22 protein-coding genes are annotated in these 25,301 nt (G+C 62.9%); 2 read left to right on the top strand and 20 right to left on the bottom strand.

All coding sequences use genetic code 11. From position 1 onward, the window contains the following. Positions 1-204: 204 nt before the first annotated feature. Positions 205-1,212, bottom strand: coding sequence for a saccharopine dehydrogenase (locus tag N005_RS20815; RefSeq protein WP_047702914.1), 1,008 nt, complete (start codon positions 1,210-1,212; stop codon positions 205-207). Positions 1,213-1,323: 111 nt separating this feature from the next. Between N005_RS20815 and N005_RS20810 the strand changes: the two genes are divergently transcribed. After that, positions 1,324-1,935, top strand: a complete 612-nt coding sequence (locus N005_RS20810; protein ID WP_174245315.1) for a TetR/AcrR family transcriptional regulator — start codon at positions 1,324-1,326, stop codon at positions 1,933-1,935. Between the two features lie 7 nt (positions 1,936-1,942). Here N005_RS20810 and N005_RS20805 read toward each other — a convergent pair whose 3' ends face one another. Continuing rightward, positions 1,943-2,431, bottom strand: coding sequence for a MarR family winged helix-turn-helix transcriptional regulator (locus N005_RS20805; protein ID WP_047702912.1), 489 nt, complete (start codon positions 2,429-2,431; stop codon positions 1,943-1,945). A 44-nt stretch (positions 2,432-2,475) separates the two neighbouring features. Here N005_RS20805 and N005_RS20800 point away from each other — a divergent pair, with 44 nt between their 5' ends. Then, the gene (locus N005_RS20800) at positions 2,476-3,990 is read left to right on the top strand and encodes an FAD-dependent oxidoreductase (protein WP_047702911.1); all 1,515 of its coding nucleotides are present in this window, start codon (positions 2,476-2,478) and stop codon (positions 3,988-3,990) included. 27 nt (positions 3,991-4,017) lie between these two features. On the opposite strand, the gene N005_RS20795 is transcribed toward N005_RS20800, so the two are convergent. The 18 genes from N005_RS20795 to N005_RS20710 form a co-directional block, all read right to left on the bottom strand. Then, complete coding sequence (locus tag N005_RS20795) at positions 4,018-5,253, bottom strand: DUF1302 family protein (protein WP_047702910.1); 1,236 nt, start codon at positions 5,251-5,253, stop codon at positions 4,018-4,020. Further along, the gene (locus N005_RS20790) at positions 5,250-6,779 is read right to left on the bottom strand and encodes an acyl-CoA dehydrogenase family protein (protein WP_052126423.1); all 1,530 of its coding nucleotides are present in this window, start codon (positions 6,777-6,779) and stop codon (positions 5,250-5,252) included. Before N005_RS20790 ends, N005_RS20795 begins: the two co-directional genes overlap by 4 nt. Continuing rightward, positions 6,776-7,762 carry an SDR family NAD(P)-dependent oxidoreductase gene (locus N005_RS20785; RefSeq protein WP_047702909.1) on the bottom strand — a complete coding sequence of 329 codons (987 nt, stop codon included), beginning with the start codon at positions 7,760-7,762 and terminating at the stop codon, positions 6,776-6,778. The genes N005_RS20790 and N005_RS20785 overlap by 4 nt, the downstream gene beginning before the upstream one ends. Then, positions 7,759-8,976 carry a beta-ketoacyl-[acyl-carrier-protein] synthase family protein gene (locus tag N005_RS20780; RefSeq protein ID WP_047702908.1) on the bottom strand — a complete coding sequence of 406 codons (1,218 nt, stop codon included), beginning with the start codon at positions 8,974-8,976 and terminating at the stop codon, positions 7,759-7,761. The genes N005_RS20785 and N005_RS20780 overlap by 4 nt, the downstream gene beginning before the upstream one ends. Further along, positions 8,973-9,230, bottom strand: a complete 258-nt coding sequence (locus tag N005_RS20775; protein ID WP_047702907.1) for an acyl carrier protein — start codon at positions 9,228-9,230, stop codon at positions 8,973-8,975. Before N005_RS20775 ends, N005_RS20780 begins: the two co-directional genes overlap by 4 nt. Positions 9,231-9,246: 16 nt before the next feature. Beyond that, on the bottom strand, positions 9,247-10,026 hold the full coding sequence (locus tag N005_RS20770) for an outer membrane lipoprotein-sorting protein (protein WP_047702906.1): 780 nt from the start codon (positions 10,024-10,026) through the stop codon (positions 9,247-9,249). Then, entirely contained in the window at positions 10,023-12,383 is a 2,361-nt protein-coding gene (locus N005_RS20765; RefSeq protein WP_081993305.1) for an ABC transporter permease, read from the bottom strand. The genes N005_RS20770 and N005_RS20765 overlap by 4 nt, the downstream gene beginning before the upstream one ends. Then, on the bottom strand, positions 12,380-13,066 hold the full coding sequence (locus N005_RS20760; RefSeq protein WP_047702904.1) for an ABC transporter ATP-binding protein: 687 nt from the start codon (positions 13,064-13,066) through the stop codon (positions 12,380-12,382). The genes N005_RS20765 and N005_RS20760 overlap by 4 nt, the downstream gene beginning before the upstream one ends. An 18-nt stretch (positions 13,067-13,084) precedes the next feature. Beyond that, positions 13,085-14,215, bottom strand: coding sequence for a hypothetical protein (locus N005_RS20755; protein ID WP_047702903.1), 1,131 nt, complete (start codon positions 14,213-14,215; stop codon positions 13,085-13,087). Beyond that, complete coding sequence (locus tag N005_RS20750) at positions 14,212-14,664, bottom strand: SRPBCC family protein (protein WP_047702902.1); 453 nt, start codon at positions 14,662-14,664, stop codon at positions 14,212-14,214. The genes N005_RS20755 and N005_RS20750 overlap by 4 nt, the downstream gene beginning before the upstream one ends. Positions 14,665-14,678: 14 nt before the next feature. Then, positions 14,679-17,291, bottom strand: a complete 2,613-nt coding sequence (locus tag N005_RS20745; RefSeq protein ID WP_052126422.1) for an aminotransferase class III-fold pyridoxal phosphate-dependent enzyme — start codon at positions 17,289-17,291, stop codon at positions 14,679-14,681. Then, the gene (locus N005_RS20740; RefSeq protein ID WP_052126421.1) at positions 17,288-18,316 is read right to left on the bottom strand and encodes a fatty acid desaturase family protein; all 1,029 of its coding nucleotides are present in this window, start codon (positions 18,314-18,316) and stop codon (positions 17,288-17,290) included. The genes N005_RS20745 and N005_RS20740 overlap by 4 nt, the downstream gene beginning before the upstream one ends. Beyond that, positions 18,313-19,335, bottom strand: coding sequence for a hypothetical protein (locus N005_RS20735; RefSeq protein ID WP_047702901.1), 1,023 nt, complete (start codon positions 19,333-19,335; stop codon positions 18,313-18,315). The genes N005_RS20740 and N005_RS20735 overlap by 4 nt, the downstream gene beginning before the upstream one ends. Positions 19,336-19,347: 12 nt before the next feature. Next, the gene (locus N005_RS20730; protein WP_047702900.1) at positions 19,348-19,614 is read right to left on the bottom strand and encodes an acyl carrier protein; all 267 of its coding nucleotides are present in this window, start codon (positions 19,612-19,614) and stop codon (positions 19,348-19,350) included. Between the two features lie 44 nt (positions 19,615-19,658). After that, positions 19,659-21,347, bottom strand: coding sequence for an AMP-binding protein (locus tag N005_RS20725; RefSeq protein WP_081993304.1), 1,689 nt, complete (start codon positions 21,345-21,347; stop codon positions 19,659-19,661). Positions 21,348-21,588: 241 nt separating this feature from the next. Beyond that, positions 21,589-23,043, bottom strand: a complete 1,455-nt coding sequence (locus N005_RS20720; RefSeq protein ID WP_081993303.1) for an amidase — start codon at positions 23,041-23,043, stop codon at positions 21,589-21,591. A gap of 12 nt (positions 23,044-23,055) precedes the next feature. Next, a complete protein-coding gene (locus N005_RS20715) occupies positions 23,056-24,330 on the bottom strand; it encodes an MFS transporter (RefSeq protein ID WP_047702898.1) in 1,275 nt (424 codons plus the stop codon). Between the two features lie 11 nt (positions 24,331-24,341). Further along, positions 24,342-25,274, bottom strand: coding sequence for a SphA family protein (locus tag N005_RS20710; RefSeq protein WP_047702897.1), 933 nt, complete (start codon positions 25,272-25,274; stop codon positions 24,342-24,344). Between the last annotated feature and the right edge of the window lie 27 nt (positions 25,275-25,301).

Here is a 25,301-nt window from a genome sequence, read left to right as displayed (position 1 = left end):
GCACCGATAGCTCTTTGTGGGAGCGAGCTTGCTCGCGAGGCCGTCAGCACAGCCACCTTCGCCATCAACGGGTAGACCGCTAAGCGCTCGTCCGAGCGTCCCACAGGGGTCCGGTGTCGATACACAAATGTCGGACACTTCACCGATCCCATGTGGGAGCGAGCCTGCTCGCGAAGGCGGCTCATCTGTCGCCAGGAGACCGAATCATTCCACTGCCAGCTCGCGCAACACGCCTCCCTCCTGTTCCAGGCGTTGTAGATACGTCGCCGCGTTCAGCAATTGATAGGGAAAATAGAGACCCGGCGCAGTAGGTGGTTGTCCGTCCAGGCCGAGCAGTCGCTCAAGGAGCAACGCGACGCTGAGGCCCGTCAGCGGTGCGGTGCCCGCCGGGTGGGTCAGCCCGTGGCGTGTACGCAGCGCCTTGCCCTTCTGATCCTCGCCGGCCAGTTCGATGATGATCTCTGTCGACATGGGTCCACCCTGGCGTCGGGTCGAGCTCAGCCCGATGGCCATGTCAAATTGGACATTGGGCGCGCCCGTGGCAGCCGCCAATCCGACGACGTCGATGGAGGAAAACCCGCCGGCTTCGATGTCCCTGCCGTCCACCGCGCGGAAACGGACCTTGTTCTCCTCCCCTTCCCGCCAGACATACACCCCCTCGCGCCGAGTCATCGCGGCTGGGAGCATCCTGTTCAGGTGTTCGAAGTCAGTCGCGACCGTCGGACCTCCAGTGTCCTGTTCGTCGACCAATGCACCGATCCTGATGTCGTGCACGCGGCTGAAAGCCTCGGCCACCCTCAGCGTCGCCACCGTCGTGGCGCCGGCCATCCATTCGTATCCGAGGACGATGGGCGCGGCATCGGGCCGGTGCATGTACGTCGCGATTTCCGGTGCGATCTCGAAAATGCCGGACGATATGCTGAGGTGCGGCACGCCACGTCTTTGCGCGTAACGCAGTCCCGCAAGCGCGTGGTCCATGTAGAAAACCACGACGCCGCTGACAGCGCGATCGCCGAGCCCCAGGTCGTCAGCGCCGGCATCGATCAGTACGCCCCGGGCGTTGCCGAGCTGTTCTGCGGCCCGTTGGGCCTTTGCCAGATCGCGGCCACCGATCAGCAGCGGTACGCCGGGATGGGCGGCGCGCAGCGCCTGGGCAGTATGATGGCCAATGGCGCCAGAACCGCCCATGAACAAGATAGGATCAACAGACATGGTATGTTCTCCTTGCGTTGGAAACGTAACCTACTCTTAGTAGGAAGAGTCAACCCGAACATACACCGCGCTACCTACCATTGGTAGGTTTTTTGACCCTGGAGCGACGAAGTGCAAACCGACATCGAGTCCCCGAGCCCGTCCCCTTCTCGCCGACTTTCAAAAGCCGAACGGCGGCGGCAATTGCTGGACACCGCGTTATTGATCGTGCGCGAGGAAGGCGCCGACCGCTTGACCCTGGGGCATCTGGCGGTGCGCGCGGGCGTATCCAAACCGGTGGTCTACGATCATTTCGGCACCCGATCGGGGCTGCTGATCGAGCTTTACAGATGGATCGATACCGAGCGGGTCAGCGCGTTCCGTGATGCGATGGCAGGAAGCGAGCGGCCCCTGGAAGAAACCGCGCAGGTGCTCGCCAGTGCCTATATCCAATGCGCGGCAGACAACACCGACGAGTTCTTTGCGGTCGGTGCGGCGCTGGCGGGAAGCAACGAAAAAGCCGCGGTGTTCCAGGAGCTGCTGGATAACTGCGTGCAAATGTTCATCAGTGTGCTCAAGCCTCACACCGCGCTGCCCGCGACCGAACTGGAACGCCGTTGTACCGGCCTGGTCGGTGCGGGAGAGGCGCTTGCGGGAGCCTTGATGCGGGGTCGGCATGGCAAGGACGAGGTGACTCAAGCGCTCGCGGCGCTTATCCGCGGTGCTGTGCAGGACGCTGATTGAGGTCAGGTCAAGCGTCCACGGACAGTTCCTTCTCCAGGCCATCGGCAAACTTGCGCATCAGCCTGACGAATGTCTCGAACTCCTCCCCGTCCCAATCCTTGAAGACCGCACGCCCCATCCGCTCACGCGCAGCATCGATTCGATCCGTCATCGCCTTTCCCGCCGGCGCAATGACTGCTTCGCGCACGCGGCGATCGGCGGGACTTGCCCGGCGCGTCACCAGGCCCAGGCTTTCGAGCTTGGCTACCTGACGACTGATGGTGGTGTAGTCGCGTCCCGAACGCTCAGCCAGATCCACCACACCGATTGGCCCCAATCGCTCGATGCCCACAAGCACGAAGAACAACGCCCGGTCGAGCCGGATGCCGGCCTCCTCGATCATTCTCTCGTCGTTCTGCGGCCGGTTCATTGCACTGACGAGACTGATCATCGCGCCATGCAGCACCTTCAACTGCTCGGAAATATGTGTATCTTGCACCTTTTTCATCGATGGCATAGCATGGCTCCTATTACGTGCATCCTACACATATTGGAGCTGCCATGACAAATCAACCAATGCTCGATGTCTTGATCTGCGGCGCCGGCACCGCCGGCCTTACCCTTGCCATCGAGCTGGCGCGACGCGGCGTCTCGTTCCGGCTGATCGAGAAGCTGGCGACACCGTTCCCGGGCTCGCGGGGCAAGGGCATCCAGCCACGGACACAGGAGATCTTCGAGGACCTGGGCATCCTCGACCGGATGACGGCGGCCGGTGGGCCCTATCCCCGCCAGCGGGTCTACCGTGACGACGGCAGCTATCTCGATTCGGACATGGCCGAGCAGACCGTTCCCACCCCGGCCGAGCCCTATCAACGGCCATTGATGATTGCCCAATGCGTGACGGAAAAGATCATGCGCGAGCGGTTGAACGAGCTGGGTCATCAAGTGGTTTTCAACCAGAAATTGCTGGGCTTCGAGCAGGACGACAACGGCGTCACCGCGCGCATCGCCGGACCGGCGGGCGAGGAACTGCTTCGGGCCCGCTATCTGATCGGTTCGGATGGTGGGCGCAGTTTTGTGAGAAAAACCCTCGGTGTGGATTTTCCCGGCAAGACCCTGGGCGTACGCGCCATTGTTGCCGATGTCGTGCTGACCGGGCTGGAGCGCGACGCCTGGCACCAATTCAACGACGGTGACATGGCGCGCATGTTCGCAATCTGTCCGCTTGCCGGTACCGACCTCTTCCAGATCCAGGCACCAATCCCGCCAGATGCGCCGGCCGACCTTTCTGCCGAAGGACTGACCGCTCTCGCCGCTGAACGCACGGGACGTACAGACCTGATCGTCCACTCAGTCTCCTGGGCATCGGATTACCAAATGAATGCCCGGTTGGCCGAGCACTACCGCGTGGGCCGGGTATTCCTGGTCGGCGATGCCGCTCACGTACACCCACCCACTGGCGGACAAGGGCTGAACACCAGCGTGCAGGACGCCTACAACCTGGGCTGGAAGCTGGCGGCCGTGTTGAAGGGGGCAGGCGAAGAATTGCTCGATACTTACGAGGTCGAGCGTCGCCCAGTGGCCGAGTCGGTGCTTGGCCTTTCGACACGCTTGCTCAATGCCCGGGAACGGGGCGGAATGCGCCGCGGTCGCGAGGTGCACCAACTCGATATCGGTTACCCGGACTCACCGCTCGCCTGGGAACGGCCCGAACGCCAAGCTGGAATTCGCGCCGGGGACCGCGCCCCGGATGCCAGGGTCCAAGGCGCGGCGGGTCAATCGTCGCGGCTGTTCCAGTTGTTTCAAGGACCCCATTGGACGCTGCTCGTCCACGAGGCGAAGCTTGAGACACTGGGATCACGACCGGGCCTGCGCGTGTACTCCATCGGCCCGAAAGGTGATCTCATCGATACCTGGGGACACTTGCGCGATGGCTACGAAGTGACGCCAGACGAATGCGTGTTGATCCGTCCGGACGGATATGTCGGCGCGATCTTTGCCGCAGACCGGACAGCGGAGCTTGAAGCCTATTTGATCCGCATGGGAGTGGTTCAACTTGCAGAGGCATCGAAGTGAATCACTCCTGCAAGACTTTGCGTAAACTCAGAACGAATAACGCACCGCATTCACCCACCGGCTTTGCTCGTCGAAATACCCGAAGCTCTGCCGGTCGCCATCGAATAGGTCCAAGCCGGTGCGCAACTGCCAATGGGCATCGAGGTCGTAACGCATCTCCAGGGCAGCGTATTGCGCAGAATTGCGCAGGTCCTGGGCCAGGTAGCCCGTCAGGTAAAGCCGGCCCTGCCACATCTCCCGCCGGATCGCCAGGCTGACGATTTCAGAGCGATCCTGATCGACGGCGTCCTTCACCTCGTCTTTCCAGAGGTTGTAGTACTGCATGCCGAAGAACCAATCGCCGCTGAGGTAATCGACCCCCAACAGCAGTTGTTGCTGGCGGTTTTTTTCAAGTTCCAGCACACCGGTCGGCGCCCTCGAATAGCGGTACGCGTCGGGAACCAACGCCGCCTCCCCCTTGAATACCACGGGGCCTACCGGCATGGCGAACGAACCGCCGAACAGGGTGCGGCGTTTCAGCGACTCACGATAACTCAGGCCGGTCTGGGACAAGCGCGCGGTGTAGCTCTCCTCCGTTTGCCATCCATGCCAGGCATTCAATGAGTAGTCGATGCCCTGAAGGTTGCCGCTCCATTTCAGGGCCGGTGTCCAGTCGGCGGGCTTGCGCCAGTCCGGGTCGTCCGCCTCGGTACGGGGGATGCCCGCCAAGGCATTCCCGACGCTGGGCTCGGCGAAGGGTGAGCCGGCATCGGGCAGCAGGTCCTTGCGCGTCTGTGGGATCACCAGCAACTGTAGCGATTGATCCTCGAACACCGAACACTCGCTGTTGAGCATCGCCAGTGGCCGACGCTGCTGGACATAGTCGCCAAAATAGCCTTCGCGTCGGTCGAACGCATGAATCACATCCAGGACCCGCAGGCGATCGGCGCTGCCCCAGACCACTTGTTGTACACCCAACGTATTGGTGCAACGGTCACCCTGGTACTCGGCGAACAACTCACGCGGTTCCACTTCGTGATAGTCGCCGTCGAGTTGGTTTTCCTGCAGCGCCCGGACTTGCACCTTGTATCGCCAGCCCGAGTCGTCCTGCCAACTGCCGCCCAGCAGGGCCGAGTACTCGTTGAGGCCCCATTCGCCCTCGCGCGTCAGTGCTTGCCGGGTTTCCAGGCGGCCATTGATATCCAAGGCCTCCAGCGCGGCACCCTGGCAGGCACTGCTGAGCAGACTCATTGCCAGCCCGGCCTTCAATGCGGTGCTTTTCATAGGCCTTCCCGTGACATGAGCAGAGGATCGATGGTGCTGTCTTCACCGGGCTGGGGCTCATCGCACAGGCCTGCGTTGGCATTGATCCACTCAGCCAGTCCGGGCATGGCCCGCACCGGTGAACGGACCCGCTCCCAGGTGTGCAGCGCCTGTTCCAGGCGGAATTCGACCCATTGCCTGGGTGACTCATCCAACGGTTGGGCGTAGAGCATCAGCCAAGCCACGCATTCCCCCAGGCGGAGCGTGCCAGCCGATAGGCGTTCCATCGGTCCCGCGTCGGCCAGCCATTGCCGCAGTCGCTGGGCGGCGATCTTCCCGGGCGTCGTTTGCTCCAGGTAATCCAGCGTCGCGACAGGCTGCTCCTGCACCCGCTGGCCGATAAAAGTTGCCAGCGTTTCCGACGGCCCTTCGAACAGACGGGTAATGCGCGCGTCGCGCCATAACCGGCCAATGGGATTGTTGTCGCAGTAACCCCGCGCACCGAGCATCTGCAAGGCGGCGTCACTGACTTCACCGAGCATCTCGCTGGCCATCCATTTGACCGCCGCCAACACCTGCGGCGGCGCCTCGGGCAGGCCCTGGTCCAGGCGAAGCGCGAGATCATCGACCCAACCGCCAATCGCGGTCGCGGCACACAGCGCATCGTCCACGACCCGTTGCGTGTGCTGGTGGTCCCAAAGCCGGTGACTGCCCAAACTGCGCCGGGTGCTGTAACGCATCATCAGTTGCAGACACCGCCATAGCCCGCCGACACAAGTGGCCGCGATGCCCAGGCGCCCATAGGCCATGGTGTCGCTGGCCACGGCCATGCCGGCGAACGGACTGCCCAGCACCCGGTCCGCGTCCACCAGCGCGGCGTCGAAATGCACTTGATTCTGCACCATGCCTTTAAGCCCCAGGGTCAGCGCCTCGCTGCCCTGGCGCATGCCTGGTTGCTCGGCATCCAGACACAAGCCGACGAAACCGCAGTCGCGCCCCTGTTCATCGAGATGCCGGGTGAATACCGAGATCACCCCCGCCCAGGCGGCTGACCCCGACCAGGACTTGGTCCCGTCCACCCTGAAACCCTCCCTCTCCCGCCGGGCCGTCGCCGACAGGCCGAGAGGATTGGAGCCCGCGCCGTGTTCGGTCAGCGCAAACGCGGCGAGTATTCGTCCGCTGGCCAATTGCGGTAAATAGCGCTCTTTCATGGCCGGCGAGCCAAAACGCTGGATCGGTCGAATGCCCAGCCCGTTGTTGAGCCCCACGAAAAAGGCCAGCGTCAGGTCAATCGCTCCCAACTGACGCTGAACCCGCAGCAGTTCGAAATTCGATAACCCCAACAGGCCACCGTCGCGTTCGGCCACCTGCATGCCCAGCAAGCCTTTGTTGCCCAACGCCAATACCCAATGCGGCGGCAGGCAACGACGCTCGTCCACCAAGCGGAAATCCAGGCGCTTGGCCCAGTTCCGCAGCCAGGCATTCAACTGCACCACCGCCGGTGTATCGGCCAGGACACCCACCTCGGGCATCATCCTTTCGTTCAACGCTCACGCTCCTGTAGACGGGTCAACCAATGGGCCGTCTCGTGCACCAGATCTTCCAGCGACTGGCTGGGAACAAAACCCAATTGCTGCCGGGCCTTGTCGGTTCGGTAATGGACCTGTCGGCCCAACAAGGCCACCACGTCAGCCGATAGCCGCAGCGGGACCCGGCCAATCAGCAGATCCAACGGGCGCAGCAAGGCGACGATCCAGGCCAGTGACCGGGGTCGCCAGCGTGGCGCCTTGACGCTCAGCGCATCCGCCATGCAGCTGAAGAGTTCGCGGTAACTGATGTTGTGGGCGCTGAGGATGTAGCGCTCGCCACGCTGCCCGCGGTCCATGACGGCCTGCAGCCCCTCGACCAGGTCCCGCGCACCGATAACGGCGATGCCGCCGGGCGGAATGAACGGCAGACGCCGGTACTGGAGATCGAGCATGACCTTGCCCCAGCCGTGCAGCACATCGCAGTGGGAGGCAATGACTGCCGACGGGCAGGCAATCACGATGTCCATGCCTTCGGCGCAGAAACGGCGTACCTGTTCCTCGGCCTCACGCTTGCTGTGCATATAGGCCAGGCGAAACGCGTCGCCGTTATAGGCCATGGTTTCATCCGCTTGCCGGGCCGGGTACCCCACGGCGGCAATGGACGACACATGCAGGATGCGGCCGACACCGGCAGTGCGGGCGGCCTGCAATAAATTGACCGTTCCCTGCACATTCACCGCGAACATCCGTTGGCGCTCGCTCTCATAGGGCAAGGCCAGGCCGGCGGCGTGATAGATCCTGGTAACGCCACGGAGTGCCGGGACAAGACTCGCCGGATCCAGCAGATCGCCCTCACACCAGTCCAGGCGTTCACGCAAGCCCGCCAGCGCCGGTGCCGGGTCCTCCGGCAGCACCAGCACCGCCACCGCTTCCCCCTGCTCCAGCAACCTGCGCACGATATGACTGCCCAGGCACCCACTGGCTCCCGTGACCAGAATCATCGACACGACCCCGTGGCCAGCGCCAAGGAAACGTTGAGCCCCCCAAACGCGAAGGAGTTTTTCAGCCAGGCCTGGACATTCGCCTGGCGTGTGCCCTCGGTCACATAATCCAGGTCACATTCCGCATCGCGGCCCAGGTAGTTGAGGGTGCCGGGAATCTGCCCCTGCATCGAGCCCATCAGGCCGCCAATCAACTCCACCACACCCGCAGCTCCCATCAGGTGACCGATGGCCGATTTCACCGAGGAGACGCACAGCTGCGATGCGTGGCTGCCAAAAACCTGCTTGATCGCCGCGGTCTCGCAACGGTCGTTGAGCAACGTGCCGGTTCCATGGGCGTTGATATAGCCGAACGTCTCGGCGGGCAGCCGGCTGTCCGCAATGGCCTGGCGCATCGCCTGTGCCGGGCCGTCTACAGAAGGCTTGAGCAAGTCGCCGGCGTCGCTGTTGACGCCATAGCCCAATACCTGGGCCAGGATCGGTGCCCCCCGGGCCTGGGCGTGGGCCAGGGTTTCCATGACCAGGACACCGCCGCCCTCCCCCAGCACCATGCCCCGGCGACCGGAGGAAAACGGTCGGCAGGTATCCGGGGCCATCGCCCGCAAGGCCTCCCAGGCTTTCCACACCAGTGCGTTGAGACAGGCGTCCGTGCCCCCCGCCATGACCAGGTCGGCATCACCGTGGCGCAGGAGGCGATAAGCCTCGCCAATCGCCTGGGTCGAAGACGCGCATGCCGTGCTGATCGTCAGGGCGGGCCCTTTGAAGCCGTACTTGAGGCTCAGGTGGCTGGCGGCGGCGTTTGCCATGACCCGTGGCACGGTCCAGGGCGCCAGGGTGGAACTGCGGGCCTGGTAGAGATCCAGGTAAGCGTTGTGCAGCGACTCGCTGCCGCCCACCGCCGTGCCCATGTAGACCGCACAGCGCGTCGGATCAACCTGTGCCAGGTCGATCGCGGCCATGTCCACGGCCTCGGCGGCAGCCAGCAAGGCGAACTGGCTGGCCCGGTCCAACAGCAGCAACTCGTTGGCACTGAACCGGCCGACCAGGGCGTCCTCGGGAGCCGCGCCGGCGTTGCAGGCGGCACCGACCGCCTCGCTCAGACTTGGCACCGGGCCAATCGCACCACGCCCCTGGGCCAGACCGTCCCATAAAGCCTGGCGGCCGACGCCGAAAGGCGAAACGCAGCCAACCCCGGTGATGACGACGGCATTCATGAAACGGCTCGCTGGGTGGCCAGCTGTTCGGCGAGTATTTCCACCAGGCGATGCACTGAACTGATGTCGGTATGGCTGTAGGCAGAGAGATTGACGCCAAAGCGCTTTTCAATCGCGTAAGTCAGCTTCAACACGTCCAGCGAGTCGAGCCCCAGCTCTTCCACGCTCAGTTGGACGTCCATCTCCGTGATATCCAGTTCCAGGGTGCTGGCCAGTAGCTCCAATACCAGTGCTTGCAGCGATTGCGTCGACATAAATGACTACCCGGGATCAGTGTTCAGTGCGCAATGCACGTTGGGTGAACTCAGCGTCAGCGACGCCGAGATTGATGCTGACCTTCTCGACGATCAGGCGTGTGCTCTTGTTCGCAGCCAGGTTGTGCATGGTCTGCACCGTCGGCCTGCTGAAGCCATCGACGACTTGCAGGCCCTCGGTCTTCAGCTGTTTGACCAGCACGCCCTGGCGATCGAAATAGTCCACCTGCACCGGGTAGCGACTGGCTTCCTCGAGGTAGTAGACCTTGCGCGAATAACCGGACACGTCCGCCTCTTCGCTCTTTGCCTTCGCCTCGATGCGCCGACAGGCCGGCCAGCTCAGGCAAGGCTCGGGAGACGCGAGGCTGGTGAACTGATAACTGTCCAGCTTGTAGTCTTCAAAATCCTCGTAGGTGAAGTCCGTGCCCATGAACCAATTCTGCTTTTGCGACCCCGCCAGGCGCCGCAGGCTTTTGGTCGACGGGGTGTAGGACCAGATATCGTTGATGGCCTTGCCGCTGTCTTCGATCAGTAGCGCAACGTTCTTCACGGCTGCCGGAGCGGTAAAGCGCACCAAGGTCCCGGTGCGATCGCTCATTCGCTTGTCCAGCCGGCTGAGCTGGCGGGTGAACGTCAACCGCTCGCCTTCCAGCAATTCCATGCGGTAATCGACTCTTTCATCCGCCGCTTTCATGCGGCGATCGGAATCGCGCATGACAGACAGCGCATCGTCGGCATGGGCTGAGCCGATGCACATCATCAACAGGGAAAAAGTAACAGGCAGCTTGTGGTTCATCCGAAGTTCCTGAGCTTGAGAGTGTCGACCGCCGGGATGCGGAATACGTGGCGAATGGCAGGCATCGCCGCAAAGGGAATGATCACCAACGCTGGCAGGATGACTCGCCAGAAATCGCTGAAGGCAGGGTCGGTGTTGATCTTGAACCAGACATCGGTCAAGCGATGGTTGAGGACGGCGCCAAGGCCATACCCCAGGGGGATGGCGACAACGCCCGCGACCACGGCAATGCTCAGGGTTTCACAGAGCATGATCAGCGACACACTGCGGTCGCTGAAACCGAGGATCCGCAGCACACCGTACTCCCCGCGCCGCCCCACGATGCTGAAGTTCATGCTGGTGATCGCGAACAACAGGGCGATGGCGATGCTCATCAGCGCCGAGATATGGATGATCACCCAGATGTGCGAGCTGATTTCGAGAATGGACGCGACAATGTTCTGCTTGGACGTTACCCGTACCACGCCCGGCAAGGCATAGATCGCGGCGTCGTCCAGGCCGCTGCTTCCCGCGTCGACCAGGTAGGCGCCGGTGAATTGTTCATCGAGGGCCAACATGCGCTGGGCGAAACGTCGAGTGGTGATGATTTCGCCCGGCAGCGCCCCGGAAAACACCCCGACGACCTTGGCCGGATAGAGATTGCCGCGCACCTTGAGGGTCAGCCGGTCGCCCGGGCCAACACCCTGTGCAATGGCGATACGACGCTCGATCACCAGGGCTTCCAGGTCGCCGTCCAACAGCATCCGGCCTTCCATGAGGTTCACGTGACGCACACCGTCCGCCGGCTCGATACCCAGCAGGCTGGCGTTGTCCAGTTGGCCCTGGCCGCTGACCTGGGCACCGCCCTTGACGAAGGTCGACCAGCGACTGCCGGGCGCCAGGCCGTTGAGACGGGCGATGTCCTCATCCCACCAGGCCACGTCCAGGTCGACCACGCGGCTCCAGTTGTCACGTTCCACGTTACTGATGGCGGTGCGCTCCATCGACGTCAGGGAAATGTAGAACGCGATGGTGATCGCGATACTCGCTGACATGGCCAGGACCGTCACCAGGCTGATGCGCCAACTGCGCAGCAGGTTGCGCAACGAATAGCGGAACCAGAAAGGTCCGCCAATGTGTCGCAGGCACGCCACCAGGCGCAGCGCCAGGGTTTGCTCCTGACCGGCGCCGACGTCACGCAAGGCGTCCATGGGCGTGATACTGAGGATGGAGCGCATGGGCAGGTACATGCCCAACGCAACGGTACCGCACAGCAACAGGCCGGCTCGCCACAGATAAGGTGGCTTGAACATCAGCTGCGGCTCGGGCATGCCGATGGCTCGCGCGTAGTTCAAGCCGAACGCATACATGTCGAACAGCGCGAAGCCACAACCCAGGACCAGCGCCAGAACGATCAACATCAGTGCCGGCAAACCATAGGCACAGGCCACCTGTCGACGGCTATAACCCAGGGTCAGGAACATGGCGATCAGCGGGCGCTCTTCCTTGGCCCATTGATACATGAGGAAGAACACCACCAGGGTCGACGACAACGCAAAAATCAGCACCACCGTGGGCAGGAAGACCTTGAAGGTGTTGAGGTCCAGCTCGAGGAACTTCTGGCTGAACTGCTCCTGGCGTGGCAACACATAATCCACCGCCAGGCGTGACTGCGCCCGCTCGGTGATGCGCTGCTTGACCTGCGCGAGCGAGGCGTCCGGCGACCGGCTGAACAACAGGCTGTTGATGGCCGAGAAGCCCAACTGCTGGTGCATCAGCGCCTGGTCGGCAAACAGCACGCACAGCGAACCGTTGCTGGGCACATAGACGCTGGGGTTGAGGGGTGCAACCAGGTATTCGGGGCTTTCGACAATCCCGATCACCTCCACCGGGTACTCAGCCCGGCCCGCGGTGAAGTTGAAACGATCCCCCACACCCTTGCCATGGAACTGCGCGCAGTTTCGCTCCAGCGCGATCCCGGTGGTCTCCATGGCATCGGGCAGGCGCCCCTGCAGAACCTTCAAGCGGTTGACCGCCAGGAAATCCTGCGCGGGCGCACTGACCATCAATCCGGCGACCGGCTGCTCACCACCAAGGGGCGCCAGCCCGGGCATCAACAACCGATGATGAATGGCGGTCACGCCGTCGATGTCATCGAACGCCGGCAGGTTGATCAGGTCATCGGGGGCAAAGATCACCTCCAGCTCCGCCATGGCGGCGTTGGACTGGATGTCCTCGACGGTGCTGAACAAACTGTCGATGGCCGAGTAGGCACCCACCAGCACACCAAAGGTCGAGGCACAGATCAGCGCAATGGTCAGCAACCGATAGCGAATCACCAGAACCGAGCGAAGCACATGCCGCACCAGCATGTTCATGAGTCGGCCCTGTGCAGATTGCCCGAGCGCATCTCGTAGACATGATCGGCATGCTGCCCCAGACCGGGGTTGTGCGTGACGATCACCACGGTGATCTGCTTCTCTTCCTGCATCTGGCGCAACAGTTCGAACACCCGCATCCCGGTCTCTTCATCCAGGCTGCCGGTGGGCTCGTCCGCAAGAATCAATTGCGGTTCCTTGATCAGCGCCCTCGCGATCGCCACCCGCTGCTGCTGCCCGCCCGACAGCTTGGAAGGAAACTTCTCGGCATGCTCATGCAGCCCGACCTTATGCAGGTACTCCTCGGCACGCGCATGGTCCCGTGGCGTGACCGAACGGATCGGCTCAAGCCCGGTCAACACGTTCTCCTTGACCGTCAACGTCGGGATCAGGTTGTGGAACTGGAAGATGAACCCCACGCGCTCGGCCCGGAACCGGGTCAAGGCCTTGAAGTCCATGCTGTCCAGGCTCGCGTCTCCCACGCGCACCTGGCCCTCGTCGGCTCGATCCAGGCCGCCGAGTATGTTGAGAAGCGTGGTTTTGCCCGATCCGGATATACCCCGGATCACGGTCATGCTGGCACGGGAAATGTCCAGGTTGATGCTGTTGAGCACCAGGCTGCGTTCATCGCCACTGGGGTAGAATTTTTTCAGCCCAGTCAAGGAAATCAAAGGGATATCCATTTCGTCTACAACTCCAGGTCAGAGCGCTGCTTCAGCCAGATCGAGTCCGAAAACGCCATAGCGCTTGGTCCGGCGCATCCCGACGTTGCGCGCCAGCACGTAGCTGGATGGGTTGCGGTCGTCGATCCACATGGTGTCCACCCGTTCGAAACGCGGTTCGGCATAGCGGACGATTTCATCACCAATCAACCGCCCGAGACCGCGCCCCTGTACCGACGGATCGGCACCGATCAAGGCGATGACCGCCCCATTGACGCTGCGTTTGTAGCGTCCCAACTTGAATAGATCGAACAAACCGAAGTGGCCCTTGAGCTGGCTCAGTATCTGATTCAGGTCGGGCAGAATCACAAAGAACGCCACCGCTCGGCCGTCGAGCTCGATCAGCTTGATCCCTTCCAGGTCGATGAAGGCTTTCACGCTGTCGATATGAAACTTGAAGCTGGGCTGGGAGATCGGCGCGACTTCGTAGTTTTCGGCGAAGGCGCTGTTGAACAGGCAGCGGATCTCTTCCAGGTTGGACTTGAGGTCGGCCCGCGTCGCCGTGCGCACACTGAACTGGCTGCCGGGCAGGACTTTCTCGCTGCGGCTGGCCTTGCGTCGCGCACGATACTGCTCGGCATCGACACCGTAGGTGCTGAAAGTGAACGCCAGGTCGAAGCCTACCTGCTTGAGGGTCTCTGCGTACCAGAGCGGGTTATAGGTTTGCAGCAGCGTCGGAGGACGTCCATCCAGGTCTTCCAACAGCAGCGCGGCGTCCTGGGTCGAGGTGTAACTGTAAGGCCCCAACAACCTGGACTTGCCGCGAGCCCGGGCCCAATTGGCAACCGCTTCGAACAACGCGCGCGCAACGGCAGGGTCAGGGGTCACCTCAAAAAAGCCGAAGAACACATGCTCGTCGCCGAAACGCTGGTTGTACTCGGCATGGATACTCACGCTTATCCGGCCTTGCGCCTGGCCCTGTCCGTCCACCGCCAGGAAATGCTCGATCTGCGCTTCGCGAAAGAACGGGTTATGGCGTGGCGACAGGATGCGCTTCATGTCACTGCGCAGGGGCGCCACCCATTTCGGATCGTCGGCGTACAAGCGGAAAGGCAGCTCGATGAACTGCTTCAGGCGCTTGGCGGTGTTCACTACTTCAATCGAGATCATGAGGCATCCAGTAGTTGTCGCATGTTGCGATGACGGGCTTCGAAGATGCGGTCCATGTAGGCATCCACAAACAACCGCTCCAGCAATGCCCCGCCTATCGCCTTGTAGGTGACCCGATCGGTATAGAGCGTGCCGCCAGCCGCCGCTGCGACCCGATGCTCGTGCCGGAAGGCGCTCAATGGCCCCTTGATCATCTCGTCGATGAAGTATTCGTTCTCCTTGACCTCGCGAATGGCCACGGTCCAGTTGGCCGGAATGAACCCGAGCATCCAGTGCCGGAAGCGGAACTGGCGCCCCTGGGCGATCCGCAGATCGGCGATGTCGATGTTGCCCAACGGGGTGACGCGCTCAGGGAAGATTTTCGGGAAGTTGACCCCCTCCATGCAGAAATCGAAGACCTCCGCACAGCTACGCCCCTTGATCAGCGTGGTTTTTTCCAATACCGGCATTCGGGCTTCCTCGGTCAGATAGGTTCGGCGGTGGCGAGATTGAAACGCTCGGCGTATCGCTGCCAGGCGACAGGGTCGAGGGCTTTGTCGAAACTGCGGAAGCCGGCAAGCTTGAAGCCGTGGCGGCTGGACAACGCCTGGACCAGTTCCAGGTCATCGTTGCTCAGGTCCAGGCCGAGGCTGGTATGCCGGGAGAGGCCTTCCAGGGCGAGCATCATGGTCTCGGCCATGCAGGCGTAAGCCAGGTCGTCGGGAATGCCGTAGCGCGAGCCGAGTCGGGCGTCGCCGGGCATTTCGACGATGCCCCCATCGAGTACCAGCACGTCCGGGCGGCGAATGGCGATGTCCTGACTGACGTTGGCCGGCCTGGAGATGTCGCACAGGATGGCGTCGGCAGCGATATCGTCCGCACTGATGAAGCGTTCGGCACTGTTGGTCGCGATCAGCACCAGATCGGCGTCGGCCAGCGACTGCTGGACATCGTTGCTCCAGCGCAACGCCGTGTGACGGCCGTTTTCCGCCAGGAGCAGCGAGCCGAGGCTGGCACTGTCCTGGCCGTCCAGGCGTTGCGCGATATGCGCCAGCACGCTACCCGGTGCCGCCGTCGCCTGCGCGCTATAGGCCACGAGCTGGTTGATCACTGAAGCGAAACGCGGGGTGTTGAAGCGTGCGCTCTTGGGGTTGCCCACCAGGGTGACCTGGCCGGCCTGCGCCACGATCAACCGTGCGATGGCCGAACCGATGCTGCCCGTCGCACCGACGACGGCGACGCGCATGTCTTGCATCCGCCGCCCGGTCATTCGCACCGCGCGACAGGCGGCTTCCACCGCCGTCAACAGGGTGTAGCTGTTGCCGGTGGTCAGCGCCACGCCTTTATCCAGCAGGCGCATCCCTCCTCCCGTCACGATCGACGTGTGCCCGCCCAGCCCCACCAGGGTAGCGCCGCGCTGCCGCGCCATGTCGATGGCCTGGCCAATCACCGCACACGACTCCTCCACGGGCATCGCGGCAAGCTGGGCCGCCGAACGCGGCACCATGATGAAGTCGCCCGTGACCGTGCGGCCCGTGGCGGGCGATGTCAGCGTTACCGTGGAGACGAAGAATGGATCGAGCAGCGGGTTCAAGCGCTGCTCCAGCAGGTGCAACGACGACTGCGAGTAGTGGCTGAGGCTTTCATCGAACTCGGCATAGTTCGACAGCTCCAGCGGATGGAGAACGAACGCGAAATGGTTCTCGGCCACCGGCTCGCTGAAGTTCACCGCGTGCCTGGCTTGCCCGGCCGGTCCCGCAGGGCTGGGCTCGGCGTCCAGCAAGTGCGCCAGCAGCGTGCCCGTTCGTCCGTCCTCGACCCACTGCAGGGTCCGGGCCAGGGCCTGGATGAACCGTTCGCACTCGGCGCGCCCGGCAATCAATGGCGGCTCGACACGCATCACATTGGCGCCATTGAGCGTCGGCGCCACGCGTATGCCTTCGACGTTGAGCAGGTAACTGGCCAGGACCGGCACCAGGCTTTCCTGCTCGCCCATGATGCCGGTGAAACCGCCGTGGAATTGCGGATAGTGGCTGCGATCAAGCTGGAACTCGATACCAATCAGATAACCTGCGCCACGGACTTCCTTGATGAACGAGGGGTGTCGTGCGGCCAGGGCCTGGAGCTGTTCGAGCAGGTACTGTCCGTTCTCACGGACGCTGTCCAACAAGCCCTGGCGCTCTTGCAGCAGATCCAGCACTTTCAGGCCGATGCGACAGGCCAGCGTATTGCCGCCGAAGGTGGACGAATGCTTGTTCTGGAAATCCGCACTGTAGGCGTTCTCGCTCAGCAGGCACGCACCGATGGGCATGACGCCGCCGCCCAGGGCCTTGGCGAGCAGCAAGCAATCGGCTTGCACACCGGCACTGGCGAACAGGGTTCCGGTACGTCCCAGTCCGGTCTGGACCTCATCGATGATCAGCAACGTGCCACTGCGATCGCACGCTGCCCGGACTTGCCGCAGGTAATCGGCCGGCGGCAGGTTGATGCCGCCCTCCCCCTGGACTGGCTCGACAATGACCGCCGCATAGGCGCCCGGATATTGCTGCAACTGGGCTTCGAGGGCCTGGATATCGCCGTAGTCGACAAAGTCGAAACCCGGCAACGGGGCCTGGAATCCGGCCTGGTATTTGTCCGAGCCGGTGGCAGAGAGCGCCCCCAGGGTCTTGCCGTGGAAACTGTGATACGTCGACAGAATGCGCTTGCGTCCGGTCTTGATCAGGCATGCCTTGAGCGCGGCTTCGACCGTCTCAGCACCACTGTTCTGGAAGGTCACGCTGCGGTATTGGCCCGGTGCGATGGCGAGCAGACGTTGCGCCAGCAGACCGCTTGCGGCGAGGCTCGACGGCTGGACGAAAATCGGTTCGCGGGTGTGCTGGAAACTGGCCAGCTCCGCCAGCAACTCATCCGGACTGTGACCGAACGGCAACGCACCGTAAGCGCCGAGGAAGTCCAGGTAGTCACGGCCTTCTTCATCGTACAGGTAGCAGCCTTCGCCGCGGACGAACGTCTTGTCGAGGCCGACCCGGCGAATCAACTCGCCAATCTCGGGGTTGACGTATTGCTCAAACGGACTCATTTGCTGCCAGCGGCTCATGACGGATTCTCGGTGGAGTAAGGCGTGGAAACGGAGGATGGATGGCAGCAGGTCTGCCGATAGAGATCTGCCGCCATGCCCTGGGCCGCCACGATGCGTTCATGGGCAGGCCGCATGGCGTGATAGGGCAACGCCGGGAACAGATGATGAAGCGCGTGATAACGCTGGCTCAGAGGCTCGAACAACTCCAGCCAGCGCCCCTGGCCGGCATGGGTCGAAGAATCGCTCAGTTGCCACTGCAGGGACACCGGCTGACCGCTGGAGGCATAACGATGGGCCAGGCAGGTGCGGAACATGTTGATCCCCAGCACCCCATAGATGACGGCCAGGAACAGGCCGATACGGGACCAGGGCAACCATTCGCTCCCTGCCATCAGGATCAGCCCCCAGGCATACAGGCTGGTCAGTCCCTCGAGCAGGCGGTTGTATCCCTGTGAAGCGCTGAACCGCGCGGCGCTGTTTCGATAGGCCGCATGCAGGGTGACGGCGCTGTAGCGTTCGATCACCACCCGCCGTAGCGACGGCATGCACCATGACAGCGGCCCGACCAGGGCAAATCGCAACAGCAGCAACAGTGGCGTCAGGAGCGTGCCCACCAGCAAGGTGAACAGGCTACGGCCAAACTGTCGTTGAAACGGCAGGTACTCCGGATCCTGCCGGGTGCCGTATCGCGTCAGCGTATGGTGGTCCATGTGACTCAGGTACAGGAACGACGGCAACAGCAATGGAATCCCACAGGCCAGGTTCCACATCAGGTTGAATCCCGGTACGGCTCGCCGAGGCATATGGACCAGTTCGTGGATGAACATGGCCGACCGGTACAAGGTGAACACCGCCACCGAATAAAGCACCAGCCAGGCCGGAAAGCGGCTGGTCTCCAGTAGCGACAAGGCGGTCCAGAACAGCGCGATGCTCACCCCGAAATCCAGGCGATAACGCCACCCATGATGGCGTCGCAAGTCCTCGATCAATGGCCGCAGCGCCGCGATAAACGCTCGCCCCTCCCGCTCGGGCACAGTCTTCATCGACGTTTCCAAATGACACCGTCCAGGTAGAAGTGATGAAGAACGACGATCAGGGGCACCAAGCCGACCGAGGGCATTTCCAGGCTCAGGACCAGCAGGCTGGCCAGGCCCAGGGTACTCAGCCAGATCCAGGGCTTGGCCCCCATGCGCCTTACCCAGTCATGGGCCACCCCCAACGCACCGGAGGGTATTGGCTGCGCCTGGGTTCTGCGCAGGCCTGCCAGGACCGTCGAGGTGCAGACCAAGTGGTATTGCAAGGCATGGATGCTGGTGCCGATCAGAATCAGCGCATACAGGTCGTCCACCAACAGGTATGCGGTGTTGTACAACCCCAACGACACCGCCAGCATCACCAGCACAAAGCGGGGCATGCCCTCACCCTGTCGCCGATGGGCCCACTCGGTCACGATGAACTTCACGGTCATGACCGCGAATACCCCGTAGGCGAGCCAGGCCCAGTACGGATCGAGCGCCGGTGTCGGGATGGAAATATTGGCGAACGGCAGCGCCTGCCCGAACAGCTGGTAGTCGCCGAAGTGGAATCCGCCATGGGTGATGCGGTACATCAAGGGAGCTGCGAAGCCTGCCAGTACCATGTCGCGAACCGACTGGGTCGAATGCCGGTACCCGGCCTTCTTCGCATAGAGCGCGGCCACACCGAAGTGTTGCTTGCACACATGGTAGGGTTGCCAGTACACCCAGATCGCGACCAGCCAAGGCAAGGCGTTCAGCGCATACAACCCGACGCAAACCGCCGAGATCACGAGCAGGCTCGCCCAGAAGCGCTTCTTGTGGCGCTGGTATTCAAGCGGCTCGGCGAACAGCCGGACGTGGGTGTGCAGCACATGGGGAATATCCAGGAACAGTGCGAACAGCAACGCACCGATCAGGAACGCCGGGCCCTGCATGATCGCCAGCAGCAGCGCGACGGAAATAAGCGGACCGCCAATCAGGATCGCCAGCGTGTCGGCTCGCGCACTGACGAACCACGCTGCCTTGTCAGAGATGATATTGGACATGCTTGAGCCCCTTCAGACCGCGGCAGACAACTCGAATGTGCTGGCGTGTTCGAGCAACTGCGCCAACTCCTGGAGGGTGGTCATTGCGTCGATCACAGACGCGGAAAAATCCGCCGACAGCTGTCCCCGGAGCTCCGAAAGCAGCGTCAACTGCCCCATCGAGTCGAGCCCCAGGTCCAACAGCGTGTCGCTGGCCTTCAATGGATAGCCATTGAGGTGGGCCGGCAGAATGCCTTGCGTCGAGAGGCGGTGGATGGTCTGGCAAATAACATCAAACACAGGTGCTCCTTGCACGTATGCAATCCGTGCTGCTAAGGGAAGGATCAGGCGGTTACAGCGTCTGTGGCGACCGCTGCGGGATTCAATTTGCCACTCAGGTACAAGCGACTCAGCGCCTGGCGCTGGATCTTGCCGCTGGTGGTCTTGGGAAAATCGGCGCGACGGATCAACACCAGGTCGTCGACCTGGACGCCGGCATGACGCGCCACCGTCCGGGCGACTTCGCGACGCAGTTCCTCCAGGTCACGATTGCCCAACGCATTGACGGCGATCACCACCACGACGCTCTCTTTGACATGCCGACTGTCAATGCAGGAAAACGCCGCGACAGAACCTGCCGCAAGACCCAGTTCATGCTCCAGCGACCACTCAACGACATGCGGGCTGACATTCACCCCCGCACGGGTAATCAGGTCCTTGGTCCGGCCGGTGATGTAGACCTCGGCGTCCAGCATGAAACCCAGGTCACCCGTGTCGTACCAGTCGCTGGCCTGCGGGCGCACGGGCTCCATCTTCAGGTACCGGCGAATCACGCTGCTGCCACGAATCTGCAGGCTGCCCAGCAGGCCTGCGCTCGCCTCAAGGCCGTGTTCGTCCACCACGCGCAATTCGACGTCCCCGACCGCGGTGCCATTGCCCAGATAGGCTGCGGCGCCGGGTGCTCCTTCCGATTGCTCGCGGACCACACCGTCGGCATGCAGGCTCTGGGTGTCCAGCCAACGCACGCGCAACGCCTGGCCTGGCGCATTGAGGGATACGGCTACCACCGCTTCGGCCATGCCGTAGGCTGGTTGCAGTACGCCCGCTTTCAGGCCATGAGCGCTGAAGGCAGTTTCGAACTGATGAAGATGCGCGTGAAAAACCGGTTCGGCACCGACCCACGCGTAGCGCCAATGGGAGAGATCCAGATCGCCGTCACGCAAGCGTCCCGCCAGACGGCCAAGCAACGCGAAAGCCGAGGTCGGCGCCGGTGACAGCGTGCCTTTGTAGCGCGACAGGGCATGAAGCCAGGCCAAGGGCTGACGGCTGAATTCGCTGGTGGGCATCAACACCAGGTCGATGGAGCACCACCAGGCCAGGGTCAAGGCAGAAAGCCCCATGTCGTGATGCAGTGGCAACCAGCTCACCATGCGATCCGCCGCTGCGACGGACACGCGTTCGGCGATAGCCTGGCAATTGGCACTGAGCATGGCCTGGGTGATGCACACCGCTTTCGGCGCGCCGGTACTGCCGGAGGTAAACTGCAGGATCGCGAGGTTTTCAGGACGGCTGAGCACCGGCTCATCGACGGGTGTTTCCACGGCCTGCATACGCTCGACCAGGGCGCCATCCGTCAAGACCCGCTCCGCCCATTCTTGCGCAAGCTGCTGCGCGATGTGCTCGGAGGTAAGGATCAAGGCCGGATCGAGCAATGCCAGCATCGCCTCTATCCCTGCCCCTTCACGTTTGCTTTCGTGGGGCAGCAAGGCAATCGCCAAGCCCTCGGCCCAGCACGCGAGCACCATGACCAGCACTTCAATGCTGGAAGGCAGAGCGATGGCAACGACTTGTTCAGGCGCCAAGACACGCTGACGCAATACCCGGCGTGCACAAGCCACCCGGGCCAGCATGTCGGACTGTTTCAAGGAGACAACGGCATCCTGCGCCAGGACCGTGGTCAGGCGAGAAGATGGGCAAGAAAGGAATTTTTCTATCAGGCACAGGCGAGCAGGCGCAACTAATCCGTCAGTCATATTTTCAGTCCTTGAAACATTCAGCAAAGGTTACTGATTGTAGGACAATGGGTCAATATGGCTCTTTGATATTGATTTGAAATTATTGCGCCGGCCTGTGCCTTCTTGGTGCCTTGCGAAGGACAAACCGCTCTAAACCGCAGGTTACAGACAGTAGAAAAGGCTTAACCCGTTTTGAAGAAAGTTGCCGATGCCCGCTCCCTGCAGGGCGAGCATCGCCTTGCCTTTCAGCCAGCCGACCTCACCAACAAGCATTCACCGCCGGCATCCGCCCTCGCCACGGCCGGGCTCGCTCCAGTTGCCCGGCCAGGGCCAGCAACGTAGCCTCCTCACCAAAGCGTCCGGCGAAATGCGCCCCCATGGGCAAGCCTCTGGTACTCCAGGACAACGGTACCGACATCGCCGGTTGACCGCTGGCATTGAACAACGCGGTGAACGGCGAGTAGCTGTGGTAGCGCTCGATCAACTGGTCAAGGCTCAGGCACACATCCTGGATGTCCAGCTCGCCAATCGGTGCCGGCTCACGGGTCAGGACCGGCGTGAGGATCAGGTCGTAATCCTGCATGAACAGCGCCAGTTGCCGGCCCAGCCCGTGTATCCATTCCACGGCCGCCGCGTACTGGGCGCCACTCACATTGCCCTTGTCCCGCAGAATGATCCGGGTGCGCACTTCCAGTTCTTCGGCCTGGACCGCGAGGCCGCGCATCTGGCCCAGCAGATCGACATAATGGCGGGTGCTTGCGCCGATGATGGTGAACACCTGGTCAAGAAACTCCGGCAACACCACCGGCAGGCTCACCGGCTCGACACGATGCCCCAGGGACTCGCACAAGCGTGCCGCCTCGCCCACCGCCCGCAAGCTCTCAGGCGACGTCGGCCAGGGGCCGAGTTGCTCGACCAGGGCGATACGCAGCGGCTGCGGATCGCGCTGCACCGCGGTCACATAAGGCAGCGCCTGCACCGGGGCGGCATAGGGTGCGCCGAGATCCATCCCGGCGGTCGCGTCCAGCAACGCCGCGCTGTCACGCACCGACAAGGTGATTGCATGGGGCGTGCCCATCCCCGCCCAGCCCTCGCCCACAATCGGCCCCGACGGCAACAGGCCACGGCTGGGCTTGAGGCCGAACACGCCGCAGCAGGACGCTGGCACCCGCAACGAACCGCCGCCATCGTTGCCATGGGCGAACGGCACCACCCGGGCCGCCACCAACGCCGCCGCACCGCCGCTGGATCCCCCGGCGCTGTAGTCGGTGTTCCAGGGGTTGCGAGTCGCGCCGAAACGCGTGGACTCGGTGGAGTACGACGTGCCGAACTCCGGCGACGTGCTGGTGCCCATCAACTGGCACCCTGCCCGGCGCAGACGCGTCACGACTTCCGCCTCGAAATCCGCCCGAGCGCTTCCCAGGGAGCGCGAGCCGTTGGTCATCGCCGCACCGTTGACCGGCGAAAACAGGTCCTTGATCAAGGTCGGCACGCCGGCCAACGGGCCCTGTCCCGTTTGAGCCGTATCCGCTTCCGCCCGCGCCGAGTCGTACAGCCGCTCGGCCACGGCATTGAGTTGCGGCTCGACCCGCTCCAGGCGCTCAATGGCCACCTCGAGCAATTCGCCAGGCCGGACCTCGCCGCGCCGGACCCACTCGGCCAGTCCCATGGCGTCTTCGCGATCCATCAACTGGTGGATGTCTTGCATACTCATGCTTCGGATTCCTTATTCATGACGATTGGCGTGAGCCGGGCGTGTTGGATCGACAATGTTCGCCTGGTCGTGGCCGCGAGCGCGCAAGCCGGCGATCACCCAGAGCAATGCCGCGACAAGGCCGGCGATGGCCATCCACTGGATGGCGTGGCGCAGGTCTCCGGCGAAGGCCATCACGGAGGCCACCACCAGCGGACTGACGAACTGGCCGATATAAAGAAACGAGGTGAATCCACCCAAGCCCCGGCCACGGGTGCTGGCGGTCAAGGCGTTCATCACCGGCGCCATCACATTCGGCACCAGCAACCCGGAACCCAGCCCCTGGATGAAGACCGCCACCAGCACCGCGTTGTAGCTCTGCCCGCGCATCAGCAGCCATAGACCCACGCCGATCAGGCCCAGCAACAGCGCGTTGCAACCGGCCACACCCAAGCGGCGACGCAACAACGGCCACATCAACGACCCTCCGAGGGTCGCCAGCAGGCTCAGGCCCGCCGCCAGGCCGATCATCGTGCTCGACGTGATGCCCAGGCTGACCAGCAGCATCGGTGCCTGCACCGGCACGACGAACGTCAGGACCATGCCGCCCAGAATCATCAGGTAACCGACCACCAGTTGCCGCACCGCGACCTTGGTCGGACCCGTTTCATCGGCTGGCTGCTGAACCACCTGGCGCCTCGCCAGCGGAGGTTCCCACAGCACTTTCACCATCGCTGGCACCAGCAGCAACGGCAGCAGATAGAGCAGGAACGGTGAACGCCACGAGTGCTCTCCCAGCGCCCCGCCCACGACGAAGAACAGCGCGCCTACCAGGCCGATCGTCACCACCTGCCGGTTGACATAGCGCAAACGCTCCTCACCGTGCCAATAGTCGGCGATCAAGGTTGCGCAGCAGGTCATGACCGCTGCTTCGGTACAGCCAAACAACAGTCTGGTGCCGACAATCGCCGGCAGGCTGTCGAGCAGCGCCGGCAAGGCGCCGAGCAAGGCATAAAGCAAGGTGGCAAGCACCAGCAACGCCTTGCGCCCGATACGGTCGGCCAGCCAACCGGCCAGTGGCGCACACACGGCAATCGCCAGGGCCGGCCCGGTGACGGCCAGTGGCACGAGCAGATCGGCACGGGGCTCGACAGGACCGAATTCGGCGCCCAACCGGGGCAGGATCGGCGCGACCATGACCGAGCCCATGATGGTCAGGCTGCTGCCCAGCATCAGCACCAGGCCCTCGCGCCGGCCAGGCTGGCGCGATGGGGTCGCGGCCGTTGAAACGGAACTTGATTGATTCATGGCGAGCCCCTTCAGAAACTTTGAGAGATGCGCAACGCCGCGGTGTAGCCCTCGGCACGGTTACGTGCGTCGAACTCCTTGTAGACGTGCAGCCAGACCGGCGGGATGCCGGGCTTGAAGTAACTCACCGCCGGCCCGACGGCCATCACCCGGGCGCGGTTGCCGCTCTCCAGCCCCGGTGCATCGTCATCGGTGAATTGGCGGTAGTAATAACCGCCCACCCCCACCGTCCAGGGGCCTGCGTGCTGGCCCACGGCAAACTCGTGGCGGTACTCGACGCCGTTCTTGTAGTCGGTGGCGTTGTTGCGGGTGTTCACATCGACCTCGAAGCTTGAAGACACTTCAAAGCCGCTGTCGGAGAGGTAGGTGGCGTTGACGATCGGTGAGAACGTCCAGTGATTGAGGCCGGGGGAAATCAGGCGATTCTTGTCGTAGTCGCCCGTGGGTGCCTGGATCTGGAACTGCGTATTGACGAACAGGTTCGGCGACAGGGTCCACTGCAGGATCACCGGCAGGAACTGGACGTCCGCCAGGCGAAACGGATCGGCCTCAAGATCCAGCGGGCCGACGGGGGTCTGCACCTGTACCGAAGCGTCCATCTTGAAGAACGGCACCACGGTGCCGAAGCCATATTTGGCGCCCAGCACGGTGTAATCGGTCATGCGCATGTAGGCGACGCCGATGGACAGCACATCCAGGGAGAAATTGTTGTCCGCCGAGTTGCCGTGGCGGTCTTTCTGCACGTTGGCCGAATAAAACGCCGTGCGCAGGCCGACGGTCCCGAAGGGCGTGGCCGGCGGCATCATGCCCGCACCGAAGTCATAGACCCCGACCGCCGTGGTCGGCGCGCCGTTTTCGGTGCCATGGGCGCCGGCGCAGAGGCCGAGCATCCCCAGGGTCAACCACGTAAAGCGCAAGACGTTTGTTTTCTTATTGTGATTCATCGAATGCCCCTTCCGACCATATGGTGG

It is taken from the genome of Pseudomonas mediterranea CFBP 5447 (assembly GCF_000774145.1).
Taxonomy (GTDB): Bacteria; Pseudomonadota; Gammaproteobacteria; order Pseudomonadales; family Pseudomonadaceae; genus Aquipseudomonas; species Aquipseudomonas mediterranea.
The sequence above is the reverse complement of the archived record's forward strand: the minus strand, read 5'-3'. Positions and strand labels throughout refer to the sequence as shown.

Excerpts from the sequence above, each read along its gene's own strand:
- N005_RS20800 (WP_047702911.1), top strand. The coding sequence starts at position 2,476 with ATGACAAATCAACCAATGCTCGATGTCTTGATCTGCGGCGCCGGCACC.
- N005_RS20770 (WP_047702906.1), bottom strand. The coding sequence starts at position 10,026 with ATGAACCACAAGCTGCCTGTTACTTTTTCCCTGTTGATGATGTGCATC.
- N005_RS20745 (WP_052126422.1), bottom strand. The coding sequence starts at position 17,291 with ATGAGCCGCTGGCAGCAAATGAGTCCGTTTGAGCAATACGTCAACCCC.
- N005_RS20740 (WP_052126421.1), bottom strand. The coding sequence starts at position 18,316 with ATGAAGACTGTGCCCGAGCGGGAGGGGCGAGCGTTTATCGCGGCGCTG.
- N005_RS20735 (WP_047702901.1), bottom strand. The coding sequence starts at position 19,335 with ATGTCCAATATCATCTCTGACAAGGCAGCGTGGTTCGTCAGTGCGCGA.
- N005_RS20720 (WP_081993303.1), bottom strand. The coding sequence starts at position 23,043 with ATGAGTATGCAAGACATCCACCAGTTGATGGATCGCGAAGACGCCATG.
- N005_RS20760 (WP_047702904.1), bottom strand. The coding sequence starts at position 13,066 with ATGGATATCCCTTTGATTTCCTTGACTGGGCTGAAAAAATTCTACCCC.
- N005_RS20750 (WP_047702902.1), bottom strand. The coding sequence starts at position 14,664 with ATGCCGGTATTGGAAAAAACCACGCTGATCAAGGGGCGTAGCTGTGCG.
- N005_RS20815 (WP_047702914.1), bottom strand. The coding sequence starts at position 1,212 with ATGTCTGTTGATCCTATCTTGTTCATGGGCGGTTCTGGCGCCATTGGC.
- N005_RS20775 (WP_047702907.1), bottom strand. The coding sequence starts at position 9,230 with ATGTCGACGCAATCGCTGCAAGCACTGGTATTGGAGCTACTGGCCAGC.
- N005_RS20795 (WP_047702910.1), bottom strand. The coding sequence starts at position 5,253 with ATGAAAAGCACCGCATTGAAGGCCGGGCTGGCAATGAGTCTGCTCAGC.
- N005_RS20780 (WP_047702908.1), bottom strand. The coding sequence starts at position 8,976 with ATGAATGCCGTCGTCATCACCGGGGTTGGCTGCGTTTCGCCTTTCGGC.
- N005_RS20805 (WP_047702912.1), bottom strand. The coding sequence starts at position 2,431 with ATGCCATCGATGAAAAAGGTGCAAGATACACATATTTCCGAGCAGTTG.
- N005_RS20755 (WP_047702903.1), bottom strand. The coding sequence starts at position 14,215 with ATGATCTCGATTGAAGTAGTGAACACCGCCAAGCGCCTGAAGCAGTTC.
- N005_RS20725 (WP_081993304.1), bottom strand. The coding sequence starts at position 21,347 with ATGACTGACGGATTAGTTGCGCCTGCTCGCCTGTGCCTGATAGAAAAA.
- N005_RS20715 (WP_047702898.1), bottom strand. The coding sequence starts at position 24,330 with ATGAATCAATCAAGTTCCGTTTCAACGGCCGCGACCCCATCGCGCCAG.
- N005_RS20710 (WP_047702897.1), bottom strand. The coding sequence starts at position 25,274 with ATGAATCACAATAAGAAAACAAACGTCTTGCGCTTTACGTGGTTGACC.
- N005_RS20765 (WP_081993305.1), bottom strand. The coding sequence starts at position 12,383 with ATGAACATGCTGGTGCGGCATGTGCTTCGCTCGGTTCTGGTGATTCGC.
- N005_RS20785 (WP_047702909.1), bottom strand. The coding sequence starts at position 7,762 with ATGATTCTGGTCACGGGAGCCAGTGGGTGCCTGGGCAGTCATATCGTG.